We start from the raw sequence: 16,149 nt of genomic DNA, 5'->3' as shown, positions 1-16,149 counted from the left end.
ACCTAGCTTGGTTTAAAACAAGGATTTGAACAGGTCGTTGAAAATTACAAAGACCATTAGGCTCAGGATCAGCACCATACCGACCTTCTGGGCATTCTCCAAGAACTTATCGGAGGGCTTGCGACCAGCAACCATTTCATAAAGCAAGAACAGCACGTGACCTCCATCGAGGGCCGGAATGGGCAGCAGGTTCATGAAAGCTAGCACCATTGAGAGCATGCCCGTCAAGGTCCAGAAGCGGATCCAGTCCCACTTGCCGCCGTACTGCTGCGCAATTGCCATAGGGCCACCTAGCGACTTCCGAGCTGACGCTTCTCCCCGGAAGATCTTACCAAAGGCTTTCACCTGGGTTCCAACTACGCCGAAAGCTTGTTTCGCCCCCGCAGGTACCGCCTCGGCAAGGCTGTAGTTGCGCGTGGCATAGTTGAGCAACGACTTAGGCCGGAAGCCTACCTTGCCTTCTTCGTCTACGTTCACGGTAAGCGTCACGGGCTGGCCGCTACGCTCTACAATCAGCGGTGTGGGCTTGCTGGCATTGGCTTTTAGTGCCTGTTGGAGTTCGGGAAAGAACTGAATTTTTTGCTTGCCCACTTGCGTGATCCGGTCACCGGTTTGCAGGCCCGCCTTGGAGGCTGGTCCGCCAGCAACTACTTCATCTACCACAAACGGGTCGAGCGGTACCACGAAGGCGGCTTGGTCCTGATCTGAAAGCCGATCCATGAAATCACTTGGTACCGGAATATCGATCAGTTGGCCATTGCGGTCGACGGTGTAGTAGCTATGGTTGCCAAGCACGACATCGGCGCTGTACACGTCGTTGAACTCAGTGAACGGACGCCCATTGATCTTTACAATCTTGTCGCCCGTCCGGAAGCCTATTTGCTCACCTAGCTTATTGGGCACCACACCAAAGCGGACTTCGGAAGCGGGTAGGTAGCTTTCACCGTACTTGAACGTAAGGGCTGAGAAGATGACAATGCCAGTAATTACGTTCATGATGATACCGCCTAGCATCACAATCAGGCGCTGCCAGGCTGGCTTGGCGCGAAATTCATTCGGGGCGGGTTCGGCGGCGAGCGAATCGGCGTCCTGGGTTTCGTCGATCATGCCGTGAATGGCCACGTAGCCACCGAGCGGGAACCATCCTAGGCCGTACTCCGTCTCTCCTACTTTCTTCTTAAACAAAGCAAAGTTGGCGACACCCGGTAGCGGAAACAGAAAATCGAAGAAGATATAAAACTTGTCGACGCGAATCTTAAAGTATTTGGCAGTGGCAAAGTGCCCGAATTCGTGCAAGCCCACCAAGATGGAAAGGCCAAGCAACATCTGGCCGGCCATGATGAGAATTTCCAAGAGGAGAAGGGAAAGAGTTTATTAAATGTAAAAACAGCTGTCGTGCTTCATGCTCAGCACGACGTTTTAACCTAGCTTTTGTAACAACACTTACAGCTGCTTGACTAGTTCTTGCGCCACCCGGCGGGTTTCCTGGTCGGTTGCTACATAGTCGTCGAGCGAAGGATCGGCAAGGTACGAAACCTTTGTGAGGCAGCTTTCTACTAGGTCAGGCATTTGCAGGAAGCCAAGCTCGTCGCGCAAGAACCCGGCCACGGCAACTTCGTTGGCCGCGTTGAGAATACAGGGCGCGTTGCCGCCGCGACGCATAGCTTCAAAGGCTAAAGGCAAGTTGCGGAACGTAGCACGATCGGGCTGCTCGAAGGTGAGCTGCGGATAATCGAGGAAAGAGAAACGCGGGAAGCTCGACGGCAAACGCTCCGGATAACCAAGCGCGTATTGAATAGGCAGCTTCATGTCGGGCAGACCTAGCTGTGCTTTGAGCGAGCCATCTTCAAATTGCACGAGCGAGTGAATGATGCTCTGCGGATGCACCACTACATCAATTTGCTCGTCGGTGAGATTAAACAGCCACTTGGCCTCAATCACCTCCAAGCCCTTGTTCATGAGCGAAGCCGAATCGATGGTGATTTTGGCGCCCATGTCCCAGTTGGGGTGCTTCAACGCCTGGGCTTTCGTAACGGTAGCTAGCTGCTCCGCCGTGCGCCCTCGGAACGGACCACCGGAAGCCGTTAGGATGATTTTCTCAATCGAATTGCGCTCCTCTCCTACCAAGCACTGGAAAATAGCCGAGTGCTCTGAGTCGACGGGGTATAACCTGACGCCATATTCTTTGACCAGCTTAGTAATCAGTTGGCCAGCTACTACCAACGTTTCTTTATTGGCGAGGGCAATGGTCTTGCCTGCTCGAATAGCGCGCACCGTCGGGAGCAAGCCAGCGTAGCCTACCATGGCAGTGAGTACGACATCGGCATCGTCGCGGCCGGCAACATCGGCTAGGGCAGCAACACCGGCTAGTACTTCAGTAGCCTGATCAGCAAGGGCACTTTTGACGGTAGTGTACTTCGTCTCGTCGCCGATAACAACGGCGGCGGGTTGAAACTCACGCGCCTGCCGGATCAGCAGCTCAGCATTGGACTGCGCGGAAAGAGCCGTGACCGTAAAGCGGCCAGGATGCGCGCGAATAACGTCGAGTGCCTGCGTACCGATAGAACCAGTAGAGCCGAGCAGCGTGACGCGTTTGGGGTGGGAAGAGGACATAGAATCAAACTTGCACTACAAAGGTAGTACATGCCTGTGCCGAAGCTAGCTTATTGTGCTTTCGCTCGCACTGAACCTGAGCAAGTATCTCCTTCCTCAATACCTACTACCCACACTTTCAGTTGCTTATTCCGATCATTTGTCAAGCTGGTCAACGTCTGACAAGAGCAAAGCGAGTAAACGGAGCCATAGGTTACCTGCTTGTCTTGGTTAAGCCGCTTGGGGTAAAGTGCTTCTGCTTGCGCATCCCGAAACTTCAGCCACGCCACCTGCGACGCCTTAAACGCTTTCAGGAACACGGCATCCTTAGCATAGAGCTTCAGCACTTGCTGGTAGAGCTGATTGAGTTGCTGATCGGCCTTGCGATAGTCGCCGCAGGTTTTGGCATTCATTTGCGCCTGCCTTTGAGCGGTAGCACCTAGACTCATTGTGAGTAGCGCAAGTAGCAGAATTCCTTTTTTCATAAGCGTGTCAGTTACCCTTATTACTTAGCGTACTTGTGACCAACAGTCCGCACAGTGAAGCTAGCTTCTATGCTACTTCCGCTATTTGAATCTTTTTGCCGTTGAACAGCACCTCCTCGCCCGCTCGCTTGCCATTCATGGCTACCGCTATTGGAGCGGCTGACGATACGGCAAAATATTCTTTCCCATCACTTATCAACTTACCAGCGCTGATACTGAGGTAAAACTGACCTAGGTTGGTAGCTACCAAAGCGCCAGGCCGCACCGTATCGCAGGCCTTTTCGGGATCGATGCGCGTTAACTCGGCTTGCAACTTCAGGGCTTCTTGTAGCTGCACGGCGTTACGGTTGCGCTCTTCTTGCGCCATGGCTCGGCCAGTTTCGTACTTGTCGCCAGCGCTACTCTTGGTTTCGTTATTAGCTGATTCTTGGGCGGCTTGCATGGCTTGTTGGGCCGCGTCGATGCGCTGCTGCACGTAGGCTTGGCAAGCGGCGTGAAGTTCGTTCTTTATCATCATGTAGTACTAGCTCCTAAATAATATGTATTATCTAGGTCAAGGGCAACGTGCATTTACTAGGCAGGGCTGTTTAGTGATAATTTGTGGTAGAGAATTTACTACTTAACCTACGCTGTACATAGTCTAATAAGCGACGGCCCAACCACCAAACAAGTTTCGCAGAGATGAGCCCAGCCGCTACACCACCTAGGCCTCCCACTGTTAGTACTACTGGAGTTGATATAGCCCGATGCATCACTCGCACAAGCATCCATAACCCAACAACACCGACTAACAAGCTTGTTACAGTACTACCGAGCACCCAGAACGTTTTAGCACCAGCCACAACAGAGTTCGTCTTGATACTGACTAATAGCGAAGCTGAGAGGATACCAGTTGCGACCAGACCAAAGACAAGGCACAGAAGTCCACCAATCAGCACGATGCCCGCTCCTACCCAGCAAAGCGCAACGGCAACTCCAATAAGGAGAAATAAGCCGAGCATAGGCGTAAAATCATCTGTATCGTCAACGAAGGGCTCCTCAAAAGTGCTAGGTGTACTAGGTGCTTGAGATGTTTGCAGAAGGCTATCGGCAACCTGACCATAGCCAGTAGCTACACTTCCTAGTATGATCAATAGTAATAGGAAAAGGAGTTTCACAGAGCAGCAAGTTGAGTGTACTTATACACTTAGCAACCCCTCTGCCACATTCCGGTCGTTGCTCAACCTAGGTACCTTGTTCTGTCCACCTAGCTTGCCTAGGCTTTTCATGTAGCGCTGAAACGCACCATTCGGCAACGCCGTCAGCCGAAGCGGCGCTAGAATATTACCGCTAAGCAAGTCATCATAGTACACGTTACGGCGGCGCAGACCTGTATCCAGTGCGGCAGCAAACGCCGCTACGTCGTGTGGCGGCGTGGCAAATTCGATCAGCCACTCATGCTGCGAAGGCTTGGCGGGGTTGTCGCTCACACGGGGTGCCACGGTAAACTCGACGACATCTACTTCCGGGAATTGCGCCATGGCTTCGCGTAAGGTTTGCTCTACTTCTTCCCCAATCACATGCTCCCCAAAAGCAGATAAGAAGTGCTTGATGCGGCCGCTCACCACCACCCGATATGGGTTCTTGCTCACAAAGCGCACCGTGTCGCCGAGGCTGTAGCCCCATAGGCCCGCGTTCGTATTTAGTACCAACGCGTACTGCTTATCTAGTTCGACATCTGCAATGGTGAGCCTAGGTGGGTTAGACTCGAAGAAGCGCTCGGCGGGAATGAACTCGTAGAAGATGCCGGCATTCAGCAGCAGTAGCAGACCAGGGTTACCGGGCTCGTCTTGGAAGGCAATAAAGCCCTCGGATGCCGGAAAGGTTTCGATGCTGTCCACCGGGCGCCCAATGGTATCGAACAGCTTCTTGCGGTAGGGCTCAAAGTTGACCCCGCCGTATACAAACAGGTTGAAGTCGGGAAATACGTCCTTCACGGCTTTGCCAGTGCGCTGCGTGATGCGGTCAAAATACATCTGAACCCACGGCGGGATGCCCGAAATCAGCGTCATGCGCTGGTTTAAGGTTTCCTCCACGATGTGGTCGAGCTTGGTTTCCCAGTCCTCGATCGTGTTCGTCTGGTAGCTAGGTAGCTGATTGCGGCGCAGGTAAGCCGGCACGTGGTGATTCACAATGCCCGATAAGCGCCCCGTATGAATCCCGTTGACCTGTTCCAGTTCCGGACTGCCCGACAGAAAGATCAGCTTACCATCCAAAAACTGGCTCCGTCCGGTGTGGTAGATGTAGTGCAACAGCGCATCGCGCGCGCCGTTGATGTGGTTGGGAATGCTAGCTTTCGTCAGCGGGATGTACTTAGCGCCGGAGGTCGTGCCCGAGGTTTTGGCTAAGTACAAAGGTTGGCCGGGCCAGAGTACGTCGGCTTCACCCTGCTTCACACGGCTGATGTATGGGTACAAGGCTTCATAATCGCGCACAGGCACATGGCGGGCTAGGTCAGCGGCCGTAGCAATAGCCCCGAAATCATGGTCGCGGCCAAAGGCAGTACTTCCACCCTGCGCCAACAGATCCGCCAACACGCGCTGCTGCGTAGCCACCGGCTGCGTTAGCCATTGCTGGTATTGGCGATGCACGATAGCTGCCAACGGGCGGCTCAGGACCGATTTCAAACCCATAGTCGAGTAATGGAGTAGCGGAGTAGTAGAATAACGAAATAATACTGCAGACCTAGGTGCTGAAACCTAGGTCTGTGGCTTATTACGCAGAAAGTGGGCTTCCGGCAAAGGTATTGCCTGTTCTACCAAATCATGGTTGAGTTCCTATCTTTCGCCGGGCTTCTTCGTATGCCTTACTCAACTATTCACTTACTCAGTTTCTCTTCCCATGATCAACCAACGTGGCAATGCCGTTTGGAACGGCGACATCAAAGGCAGTGGCAATATCACCACGCAAAGCGGCACTGTTAGCGCGCCTTATTCTGTTGGCGCTCGATTTGAAGGCCAAAAAGGCACCAATCCCGAAGAACTCATTGGAGCCGCGCACGCCGGTTGCTACACCATGTTCCTGACCAGCATCCTGACCAAAGACGGCAAGCAGGTAAAGCAAATTCAGACCGAATCGAAAGTAAGCCTCGACACCTCAGGAGAAGTACCGAAAGTGGTCAAAATCACCCTCACGACGGAAGGTGAAGTAGAAGGCATCTCGCAAGAGGAATTTCAGCAGTACGCCGAAAAAGCGAAAGAGAACTGCCCAATCTCGGCCTTGCTGAAAGCTGTACCCGAAATGGAGCTAGCCTCGGCTACGCTGAAGTAATACCAGGGCTAGCTATGAGTTGCCAGCTGCCGGTTGTAGTTTTGGCTACCCAATAGCTTGTGGTAACTACGCCCAGCTGTTGGCAACTCATTCTATCCCACCCTTTTTCGCCTCTATGGCCTCAGCTTTTACGCGCATTCGTCTGCAACCTGCCAACACGGCTCGTATTCCGTTTTGGGGGCAGCTCTTTATTGGAAGTCTCTGGATTATCTACACGATTTTCCTGATCTGGTCCGACTCTGGGCTGAACGACTATCACTTCTTGCACTACGTCTTCCTCGTGTTCAGCTTCGTCTACGTGGGCTACGTCTTGGTGCACAACGCGCCCATCTTCGGCACGCAGAGCTACCTAGAGTTTACCCCCGGCTACATCGTGCATAAGAATGGTCTTTTCCGGCCCAAGCAGGTGTTTCCGGTCGAAGATATTGCGCTGCTGGAGTTTGTTCCCCAGCAGTTGCGAGTCAACCTAAAGAACGGCGAAGTATATGCCCTGAGCTTGCGGGAGGTAAAAGGCACCCGGCGCAAGCGCATTCTGCGCGAGCAAGTACGGTCCTTTGCAAGCAAGAACAACGTTCCCTTGCACGATACCCAACCGTCGGCCTAAATAGCTAGCCTACTAGCGCGAAGCTCCTGCCTCACGTATCGCAAACCAATTGATGCTAGCACAATAGCTAGCTGGGTGGTTCAACGATACGTGAAGCAGGAGCTTTGTGCTGTTATACTATTTGCCGGCAAATTTTTTCCGTAGCTCCTGAATCGTGCTCCGAAAGCTTTTGTCGCTGTCGATGAGGTCTGAAACGGTTTGTACGGAATGGATAACCGTGCTGTGGTCGCGCCCGCCGAAATTATGGCCAATGCTTTTGAGCGAATGGCTGGTATGCTCCTTAGCAAAGTACATAGCTACTTGCCGAGCCGTCACGACTTCTTTCTTGCGCGTTTTGGCCTTCATCAAGTCCAGTGGCACACCGAAGTATTCGGCCACCGTCTTCTGAATGAAGTCTAAGTTTACCTCCGCTTCTACTTCCTCTATAATGTGCCGCAGCGCTTGCTTGGCCATTTCCAAGTCAATCTCACGGCGGTTGAGGCTACTTTGGGCTACCAGCGAAATGAGCACGCCTTCCAGCTCGCGCACGTTGGTGTGCACCGAGTGAGCTAGGTATTCTACCACCTGCGGCGGAATGTCAATACCATCTTGCTCCATCTTGTTCTGGATGATGGCCATACGCGTCTCAAAGTCCGGGCTTTGCAGGTCAGTGGTCAAACCCCATTTGAAGCGCGACAGCAAGCGGTCTTCTAAGCCGTTCAGGTCACGGGGCGGCCGGTCAGACGTCATTACGATCTGCTTGCCGGCCTGGTGCAAGTGGTTGAAGATGTGGAAAAACATCTCCTGCGTCTTGTCCTTGCCGGCCAAGAACTGCACATCGTCCAGGATCAGGATGTCTACCAACAAATAGAAATTGGCAAAATCCTGCACACCGTTGTTGCGCAAGCTCTCAATGAACTGGTTCGTAAACTTCTCGGCCGACACGTACAGCACGAACTTATCGGCGTTGGTAGCCTTGATGTGGTTGCCGATGGCTTGCACCAAGTGCGTCTTACCTAGCCCCACGCCACCATAAATCATCAACGGGTTGAAGCTAGTGGTGCCTGGCTTGTTGGCTACGGCCAAACCTGCTGAGCGCGCGAGCCGATTGCAGCTGCCCTCCACATAGTTATCGAACGAATACGTATTGTTGAGCTGCGACTGCAGATAATTGCGGTCGATGCCTTTGGTCGCCTCGAAAGGGTTTCGTAGCGTATCGGAGGGCGCAGGGGCGCTGGCTGCCGCGGCTACGTTGCGCGCTGAAGCCGTCATGGCTCCGGCTGCTACCATAGCGGCATCTGTGGCAGGCTGCGAGGGAGCCGCCGCCTTACGAGCCGTCGGGATATTGACGGTACGCGGCTTGTTCTGGCTGTTGCCTTGATCAACGACGATACTGTATTCTAGGCGTCCTTCTACCCCTAGCTCCTGGTAGATGCTCTTCTTTAGCACATCTACATAGTGCTCTTCCAGCCATTCATAAAAAAATTGGCTGGGCACCTGAATGATGAGAACGTTATTGTGAAGCTGAACCGGAACAATAGGTTCGAACCACGTGCGGAAGCTCTGCTCCCCCACGTTTGCCTTGATGACACGAAGGCAATTGGCCCATACTATTCGGCAGTCCTTCAGCATCAATCAATTAGAGCAAAAACAACAGATGTAACGTGGAGAGGAAAGGGTGCAGCTACGGGCGCAGCGCGGCCCGATTTTGCTAGGGGGAGACAAAAATGTGGAAAAGTCAGGAGAGAAAAAAACCTGCAAATCCTTGCGTTTTTCAGGCAGATTGCACGGGTAGTACCGAAGCCATGGCAACACTAGGCTGACGCGTCCCACGGGTAAACGTATAATCCAGTCGACCTAGGTTAATGCCCGACCATCCTACTTGATTAATCAGCGTAGCTCGTCCGTTAGGGCTGTTAATTGCTTCCGGAGCATCCATGAACGTGTGCGTATGACCACCTAGTATTAGGTCGATGCCGCTCACTTGAGCAGCGAGCTTCCGGTCATCAATTTTTGCACTTTCGTATTTATACCCTAGGTGCGACAGGCAAATCACCATATCGCAGTGCTCGGGCCCGCGCAGCTGCGTTACCATTTCCTTGGCTTTGGCCACAGGATCGAGATACTGCGTGGCACCAAAATTCTTATCAGCTACTAAGCCGCTAAGCTCAATACCTAGCCCAAATACTCCGATGCGGTGACCTGCTTTTTCGAACACCTTGTACGGCTGAAAACGGCCAGCTAGTGGCGTCTTCGAGAAATCGTAGTTAGCAATGAGGAAAGGGAAGCCGGCATTGGGCAATTGCTTCTGTAGTCCCTCCAAGCCGTTGTCGAAATCGTGGTTGCCGAAGGTGGTGGCATCGTAGCCCATTTGACTCATGAGCTTGTACTCTAACTCCCCGCCGAAGAAGTTGAAGTATGGCGTACCCTGCCAAATATCGCCCGAGTCGAGCAGCAGCACATGCGACTCTTGCTTGCGAACTTGCTCAATCATCGCGGCACGGCGGGCCATGCCCCCTAGCCCACCCCACTGCTTATCACTCTCCGGAAACGGATCGATGCGTGAGTGCATGTCGTTGGTATGCAGGATAACCAACTTTGCCTCGCTAGCAGCAACAGCGGGCAGGCTCAAGCCTAGCAAGCCTACGCTAGCTACTCCAAGCGTTGAGTTCTTTAGAAAGTCGCGGCGATTCATGTTTTTCAATTACCAGTTATCAGTTACTAAGCTTCAGGCATCAGCGTATTGTTGGCTGGTGACCCACACTTAGTAATTGTTAAATGCCTTTTACTCTTCCTTCTACTTTGGCCGTTACGGGTTGGCCTGCTTTGGTGAACTGGCGAATTCGGTCGGTGATGGCGGAACGCAAGAGCACGCCGGTGTCGCGGGGCTTTAGCGCCTTGAAAAAGATCATATTGTCGCCCCCGCCGGCCAGATAGTCCGAAATGGCTACAGTATAAGTCTTGGCCGGATTGAATGGTTGACCACCAATGCGGATGTTGGTCGGCTTACCGCCCTCCACCGTGTAGGTAACGTTCGATAAAGCCATCTTTATGCGTGCAGCGTAATCAAAAAGCTGTTGCATCACCGGACCAGGCGCATCGAGTACAACCAATTCGTTTTCGAAGGGCATCAGTTCAAACACCGAGCCTAGAGTAATGAGCCCAGCAGGTAGAGAGGAGCGTAACCCCCCGTTGGTCATCACGCCCACGTCAATGGTCTGGTGTAGCTCGGTGGAGGCTCGCTCGCGCTGCAGGTCAGCTACGAAGTTCGCCAGCGGCGACTCGCCCGAGTTTTTGGTGAGCGGCACGGGAGCCGAGCCCAGCACTTCACTCATCTGCTGCGTTACTCGCTGGCGGTAAGGCTCAATAACAGCTGCGGCTTTGGCATCTTCCGGCTGTGCTTTGCCAACTGGCTGCGCCGTAAGCGGAGCTAGCTGAGGTTTGGCTTGGTAAACAGCACGTTGACAGCTCGGGGCTAGCACCACGGCAGCCAACAATCCGAAAGCAGCTACGCGAGAACGAAGGAAAGACATGGGTAAAAACGGGGAGAAAACGAATGCGAAACCACAAAGATACATAGCCTCACAGTTGATTTGTTCAGACGATGCTGGAATAGCCAAAAAAAGAACCTTACGTCCGTTTGCTTTCTGCTTTCGTCGAATACTTAGGCTATCCTGAGCATGTTGCTTACTTCGTCAGGCTGTAGCTCAGCAGCACCGAATAGAAGCGCCTGCTTGTAGGGGTGCCTACATTGTCGCTGAATCCATTGGTGCGCTCATACCGCACTTCAGCCGACAAGTTTCGGCCACTGGCTTGTGCAAAGTTCAACCCAAATCCTCCCACTACTCCTTGTTCAAACCGGCGGGGCTTTTCCACGATAGGACGCCAGGACGTGTACTCTGGGAAAGCCGGGCGGTCGGCAAAGCGGGTACGCTCTTGGTTTTTGAGTTGGAGCAGGGCATTTCCGCTAACGCCAGCTTGTATGAACGGTTGTACCCGTTTGGAGGGAAATGTGTACCGTAACAACAACGGTATACGAATGCTGCTTTGCTCGACTTCCATCTGGTAATGCGTCGTGTACACGTCGGTGGCAGCCTTATAATCGTATTCTGTTTTGTAAACGACCAGCGGGCTATACAGCGCCTCTAGCCGCACAGACAAGTGTGGGTTCAAGCGTGCAAGCGCAATGTGCGCAGCTATACCAACAGTAGGCTGTGCTTTCCCACGAATACTGTTGCCAGTAGCTGCATTTAATCGCCTGATATCTAATCTACTGGCCTGTCCTCCTATTATCAGCGCGAACCGGAAGGCGTTCTTTTCATCGGGGTTGCTTGTAGCACTGGAGGCTCCTCCCACGCAAGCATTGTATTGCCGCACAACGGCGGCTAGGCTCCCCACGCTATACCGCAGCTTGGTCAAGCTAGGCTGCACCACCGAGCAATCTTGCATGCTCGCAGCCAGCGTGCGCTGAAACTCGTTCGTGTTGTGCAGATAGCGTATATCGTTCACGAAAGTTTCTTCAGTGCGCTGTATCAACTCCTGCATAGGTTGCCCTGCTTTCCGCAAATACAAGTGCTCGGCATCGTCCTTACTACGCAGGGAAAGCAGGCTGGCTGGACCTAGCACAATGACTTCCAAAAAGAAAGGCTCTGATGCTGCGCCCGCTAGCGCTACTGGCTCGGTTTGATACTGCTTGCCGTCGGCAAAGCCATAGCCACGCAATTGCGCTGGGGTATATTCCGCGACTGCGCTTTCGGCCGCTGACCGGAAACGCGCTAGTCGAGCACTCCGCTGCGCGCCTCGGTAGTCGACTTGCCCGTGCAGGGTGTCGCCGCTTGCCTGCACAATATACCCTGGGCGGAAGTCGGCTTGAGCCTGCGCTATTGAGGCGAAAGCTAGTATAGAACCAAAAGAGAGAAAAAGTTTGCGCATACGCTCAACCAAAGTTTATATAATAACATTTATATTAATAAATATAAAGGCGCGCAAAGCTAGCACATGCGATTGCAGGAATCAAACCCACTTCTCGCCATGATTCTGCTTGATGCGGTATCTTTAACCCCTAGCCTTTTCGTATGCACGGCTGACCACCCGCTTGCTTTATGTCCGATACCCCGCAGCCCACCCCAGTTTCTTTCTCCGAATTTGAACCCTTAAGCACGGCCGCTTGGCAGGAGCGCATTCGCCGCGACCTGAAAGGCGCGGACTTAGCTTCGCTGGAGTGGCACACCCCCGAAGGCTTCACGGTGCAGCCTTTCTACCACCGCGAGGCCCTAGCACCGTTAGGACAGCCTACGCCGCAACTGCCGACTTCTGCTGACCAGCCCTGGCTGAACGTACCTAGCTACCGCGTCCCCGCCGCCGACTCAGGCCACGATGCTATCGACAGGGCAACGCAGGCCTTGACGGCTGGAGCCGATGGTGCTCATTTCATGTTGGCAGATGCACGCCTGTTCGACGTAGAATACTTGCACCAAAAACTACCGCTGCCGACTACTTACATCAGCTACTCCGTCCAAACAGCAGGGCTTGGCTTGGTCCAACGCCTGCTCGCAACGGGCGCCGACACCCTGCGCGGTTTTCTACAACAGGACCCTCTCACCAGCCGCACGCCCAACCTAGCTAGCCAGCTTGGCGAGTTGCGCCATGTGCTGCGCTTAACGCGCGCCATGCCCAACTTTCGAGGCTTATCACTGAACATCGACTGTTTCGGCAATAGCGGTGCTACCGCCACTCAGCAGCTAGGTTTTGCCCTGAGCACGGCAGCCACCTACCTGAGCGAGCTACCCAATACGGAATTAACAACGGCAGACGTGGCGGCCGCCATGCAGGTGCACGTCGCTATCAATCCCAACTTCTTCGTGGAACTGACTAAGCTACGCGCATTGCGCCGCGTGTGGGCCACGTTGCTCCACGCTTACCAGCTGCCAGTTGCCACGGCTGTTCCCGTTTTTGCCAGCACCGCCACTTGGTCGCAAACGACGCTGGACCCGCATACCAACCTATTGCGCGCAACCACCGAAACCATGGCTGCTGTACTCGGTGGCGCCGATGCGGTGAGCATCAGACCCTTCGACAGCATATACGAAGCCCCAAATGACTTTTCGGCCCGGATTGCCCGCAATATCTCCATCATTTTGCGCGAGGAAACCGGCCTAGGTCGCGTTGCCGACCCCGCTGCGGGCTCTTACTATCTCGAAACGCTTACCGACGAGCTAGCTCGCGGCGCCTGGGCGTTATTTCAGCGCCTCGAAGCTGCGGGCGGCTTACCGGCGGCAACGTCGGTGGTGGTGCAGGAGTTGCACGAAGCAGCCCAAACGCAGTTCCGCCGCATTGCCACTGGCGAGCAAATGGTAGTGGGCACCAACCGCTTCCAGAACGCGCACGAGCAATTCAGCTTCAACCCGAAGCGGCTGTTGCGCAGCCGAGACTTTGACACCACGCGTGCTACCTACCCTTCCGAAGTGCTCCGGCTCGCTACAGCCATGCACTTTCAGCGCCGCGAGAAGAAGATCAAACGGGCGGCAGTGGTGCTGCTGGGCCCGCATACCAACCAGCACATTTTAGAATCGTTTGTTCAGACGCTGCCGCTGGAGGAGCGGCCTGAACTAGCCGCAGCGCATCCGGTCGGCACGCTGTCTGTGCTGTTTTCCTCGCCCGAGCAAGCTATTCTGATGTATGCAACGCCCGAGCAATACAACGCCTTTGCCCGCGCCATTAATCGTGCTGATCCGGAAGACCCGTCGTTTGCAGCGCCTACATTGGTAAGTGCCGACCTAGCCACCTTGCAGGAAGCTGTGCAGTTTTTCGGATTTCAGGAGTTCACCGTGAACGGCTACACCACCGAAGAAGTACTAGCCCGTTTGCAGGGAAAATAAAGGCAAGTAGAAGAAAGTAATACCTTATTATCTCTCATTCCCCTCTCGTTTGCCATCCCTTTACGTCCGTCATCCTGAGCTTGCGAAGGATCTTATCACGCTAGAACAGCTTGCGTCTGCAAACGTGATAAGGTCCTTCGCAAGCTTAGGATGACAAACCACCCCGCCCATGAAGCCCGACTTTTCTCAGATACCTTATAATGCGGCTTCGCTTCCGGCGCCTGCTGTTAGCCCTACCGAGACCAATACGCCGGAAGGCATTAAGCTGAAAAGCTACTACACCGCCGACGATGTAGCTAGCCTCGACCACCTAGGTTTCGGGGCCGGCCAAGCGCCTTACTTGCGCGGGCCTTACAGCACGATGTACGTGCAGAACCCGTGGACCATTCGCCAGTACGCGGGCTTCAGCACAGCTGAGGAATCCAACGCCTTCTACCGCCGCAACCTAGCCGGCGGGCAGAAAGGGCTATCTGTAGCGTTCGACTTAGCTACCCACCGCGGCTACGACTCCGACCACCCTAGGGTAGTGGGCGACGTAGGCAAGGCGGGCGTGGCCATCGACTCGGTGGAGGACATGAAGCTGCTCTTCGACCAGATTCCCTTGGATCAGATGTCGGTGTCGATGACCATGAACGGGGCGGTGCTGCCGGTCATGGCCTTCTACATTGTGGCGGCGGAAGAGCAGGGCGTAACGCCGGAGAAGCTGTCGGGCACCATTCAGAACGACATTCTGAAGGAGTTCATGGTGCGCAACACCTACATCTACCCGCCCGCGCACTCCATGCGCATCATTGCCGACATCTTCGCCTACACCGCGAAGCACATGCCGCGCTTCAACTCCATCAGCATCTCGGGCTACCACATGCAGGAGGCCGGCGCCACCGCCGACCTAGAGCTAGCCTACACCCTCGCCGACGGCGTGGAGTACGTGCGCGCCGGTCTGAAAGCGGGCATGACCATCGACCAGTTTGCGCCGCGCCTGTCGTTTTTCTGGGCCATCGGCATGAACCACTTCATGGAAATTGCGAAGATGCGCGCTGGGCGGCTCTTGTGGGCCAAGCTCATCAAGCAGTTTGGGGCCGAAAACCCGAAGTCGTTGGCGCTGCGCACGCATTGCCAGACCTCGGGCTACTCGCTCACCGAGCAGGATCCGTTCAACAACGTGACGCGCACCTGCGTGGAGGCCCTGGCCGCCGTGCTCGGCGGCACCCAGAGCCTGCATACCAACGCCCTCGACGAAGCCATTGCCCTGCCCACCGACTTCTCGGCCCGCATTGCCCGCAACACCCAGCTCTACCTCCAACACGAAACCGACATCACCCGCGTGGTAGATCCCTGGGGCGGCTCCTACTACGTGGAGGCGCTGACCCACGAGCTAGCCGACAAGGCCTGGGCGCTCATTCAGGAGGTGGAAGAGCTAGGAGGCATGGCGAAGGCCATCGAAACGGGCTTGCCCAAGCTGCGCATTGAGGAAGCCGCCGCCCGCAAGCAGGCGCGCATCGACTCGGGCAAGGAAATCATTGTGGGCGTGAACAAGTACCAGGTCAACGAGAAGACCGACATTGAAATCCTAGACATCGACAACGCCGCCGTGCGCGAGTCGCAGATAGCTAGGTTGAACAAGATTCGTTCGGAGCGCGACTCGGCCGCCGTGCTCCGCGCCCTCGATGCCCTCACGGAAGCTGCCCGCTCGGGCAAGGAAAATCTGTTGGCGCTGGCCGTGGAAGCGGCTCGCCTGCGCGCTACCCTAGGTGAAATCTCGGATGCACTTGAAAAAATATACGGCCGTCACCAGGCTACTATCCGCGCCGTGTCGGGCGTGTACTCTTCCGAAATGGACTACGACGAGCAGTTCAACCTAGCCCGCCAGATGGCCGACGAATTTGCCCAGAAGGAGGGCCGTCGCCCCCGCATGATGGTGGCTAAGATGGGCCAAGACGGCCACGACCGCGGTTCCAAAATCATTGCTACCTCCTTCGCCGACGTGGGCTTCGACGTGGACATCGCGCCGCTGTTCCAAACCCCCGACGAAGTAGCCCGCCAAGCGGCAGAGAACGACGTGCACATAGTAGGCGTGAGCAGCCTAGCCGCCGGCCACAAAACGCTCATCCCCCAGCTCATTGCGGAGCTAGGCAAGCTAGGTCGCGAAGACATTCTCGTCATTGCCGGCGGCGTCATCCCCGCGCAAGACTACCAGTTTTTGTATGATGCCGGCGTGGTGGGCGTGTACGGCCCAGGGACGGTTATTGCCGTGGCGGCGCAGGAGATTTTGAGGAAAGTTACTTAAGGAATAAATATGATA

The 16,149-nt window shown here is 54.8% G+C and carries 14 protein-coding genes; 4 read left to right on the top strand and 10 right to left on the bottom strand.

Features of this window, described 5'->3' with window-relative positions; all coding sequences use genetic code 11:
* Positions 1-12 precede the first annotated feature (12 nt).
* The 6 genes from rseP to SD425_RS05740 form a co-directional block, all read right to left on the bottom strand.
* Positions 13-1,353 carry an RIP metalloprotease RseP gene (gene rseP, locus SD425_RS05765; protein ID WP_324676348.1) on the bottom strand — a complete coding sequence of 447 codons (1,341 nt, stop codon included), beginning with the start codon at positions 1,351-1,353 and terminating at the stop codon, positions 13-15.
* A 90-nt stretch (positions 1,354-1,443) separates the two neighbouring features.
* The gene (locus SD425_RS05760) at positions 1,444-2,613 is read right to left on the bottom strand and encodes a 1-deoxy-D-xylulose-5-phosphate reductoisomerase (protein ID WP_324676345.1); all 1,170 of its coding nucleotides are present in this window, start codon (positions 2,611-2,613) and stop codon (positions 1,444-1,446) included.
* A gap of 50 nt (positions 2,614-2,663) precedes the next feature.
* Entirely contained in the window at positions 2,664-3,077 is a 414-nt protein-coding gene (locus SD425_RS05755; protein WP_324676343.1) for a lysozyme inhibitor LprI family protein, read from the bottom strand.
* A 67-nt stretch (positions 3,078-3,144) separates the two neighbouring features.
* The gene (locus tag SD425_RS05750; RefSeq protein ID WP_324676340.1) at positions 3,145-3,594 is read right to left on the bottom strand and encodes a 3-oxoacyl-ACP synthase; all 450 of its coding nucleotides are present in this window, start codon (positions 3,592-3,594) and stop codon (positions 3,145-3,147) included.
* Positions 3,595-3,664: 70 nt separating this feature from the next.
* A complete protein-coding gene (locus tag SD425_RS05745) occupies positions 3,665-4,234 on the bottom strand; it encodes a hypothetical protein (RefSeq protein ID WP_324676338.1) in 570 nt (189 codons plus the stop codon).
* 21 nt (positions 4,235-4,255) lie between these two features.
* Positions 4,256-5,749, bottom strand: a complete 1,494-nt coding sequence (locus tag SD425_RS05740) for a GH3 auxin-responsive promoter family protein (RefSeq protein WP_324676336.1) — start codon at positions 5,747-5,749, stop codon at positions 4,256-4,258.
* A 208-nt stretch (positions 5,750-5,957) separates the two neighbouring features.
* Here SD425_RS05740 and SD425_RS05735 point away from each other — a divergent pair, with 208 nt between their 5' ends.
* Both SD425_RS05735 and SD425_RS05730 read left to right on the top strand, forming a co-directional pair.
* A complete protein-coding gene (locus tag SD425_RS05735; protein ID WP_324676334.1) occupies positions 5,958-6,386 on the top strand; it encodes an OsmC family peroxiredoxin in 429 nt (142 codons plus the stop codon).
* 115 nt (positions 6,387-6,501) lie between these two features.
* Positions 6,502-6,990 carry a hypothetical protein gene (locus tag SD425_RS05730; RefSeq protein ID WP_324676332.1) on the top strand — a complete coding sequence of 163 codons (489 nt, stop codon included), beginning with the start codon at positions 6,502-6,504 and terminating at the stop codon, positions 6,988-6,990.
* Positions 6,991-7,107: 117 nt separating this feature from the next.
* Here SD425_RS05730 and dnaA read toward each other — a convergent pair whose 3' ends face one another.
* The 4 genes from dnaA to SD425_RS05710 form a co-directional block, all read right to left on the bottom strand.
* Positions 7,108-8,601, bottom strand: coding sequence for a chromosomal replication initiator protein DnaA (gene dnaA / locus SD425_RS05725; RefSeq protein WP_324676329.1), 1,494 nt, complete (start codon positions 8,599-8,601; stop codon positions 7,108-7,110).
* A gap of 142 nt (positions 8,602-8,743) precedes the next feature.
* Positions 8,744-9,664, bottom strand: a complete 921-nt coding sequence (locus SD425_RS05720; protein WP_324676327.1) for a metallophosphatase — start codon at positions 9,662-9,664, stop codon at positions 8,744-8,746.
* Between the two features lie 79 nt (positions 9,665-9,743).
* A complete protein-coding gene (locus tag SD425_RS05715; protein ID WP_324676325.1) occupies positions 9,744-10,502 on the bottom strand; it encodes a 5'-nucleotidase C-terminal domain-containing protein in 759 nt (252 codons plus the stop codon).
* Positions 10,503-10,656: 154 nt separating this feature from the next.
* A complete protein-coding gene (locus SD425_RS05710; RefSeq protein WP_324676323.1) occupies positions 10,657-11,901 on the bottom strand; it encodes a porin family protein in 1,245 nt (414 codons plus the stop codon).
* A gap of 170 nt (positions 11,902-12,071) precedes the next feature.
* On the opposite strand from SD425_RS05710, the gene SD425_RS05705 reads away from it, so the two are divergent.
* Both SD425_RS05705 and scpA read left to right on the top strand, forming a co-directional pair.
* A complete protein-coding gene (locus SD425_RS05705) occupies positions 12,072-13,847 on the top strand; it encodes a methylmalonyl-CoA mutase family protein (protein WP_324676321.1) in 1,776 nt (591 codons plus the stop codon).
* Between the two features lie 169 nt (positions 13,848-14,016).
* Positions 14,017-16,134 (top strand): methylmalonyl-CoA mutase, encoded by a 2,118-nt coding sequence (scpA, locus tag SD425_RS05700; RefSeq protein ID WP_324676319.1) that lies wholly within the window; start codon positions 14,017-14,019, stop codon positions 16,132-16,134.
* Positions 16,135-16,149 lie beyond the last annotated feature (15 nt).

It is taken from the genome of Hymenobacter sp. GOD-10R (assembly GCF_035609205.1).
Lineage (GTDB): Bacteria > Bacteroidota > Bacteroidia > Cytophagales > Hymenobacteraceae > Hymenobacter.
This window is presented reverse-complemented; position numbering and strand designations above follow the sequence as displayed.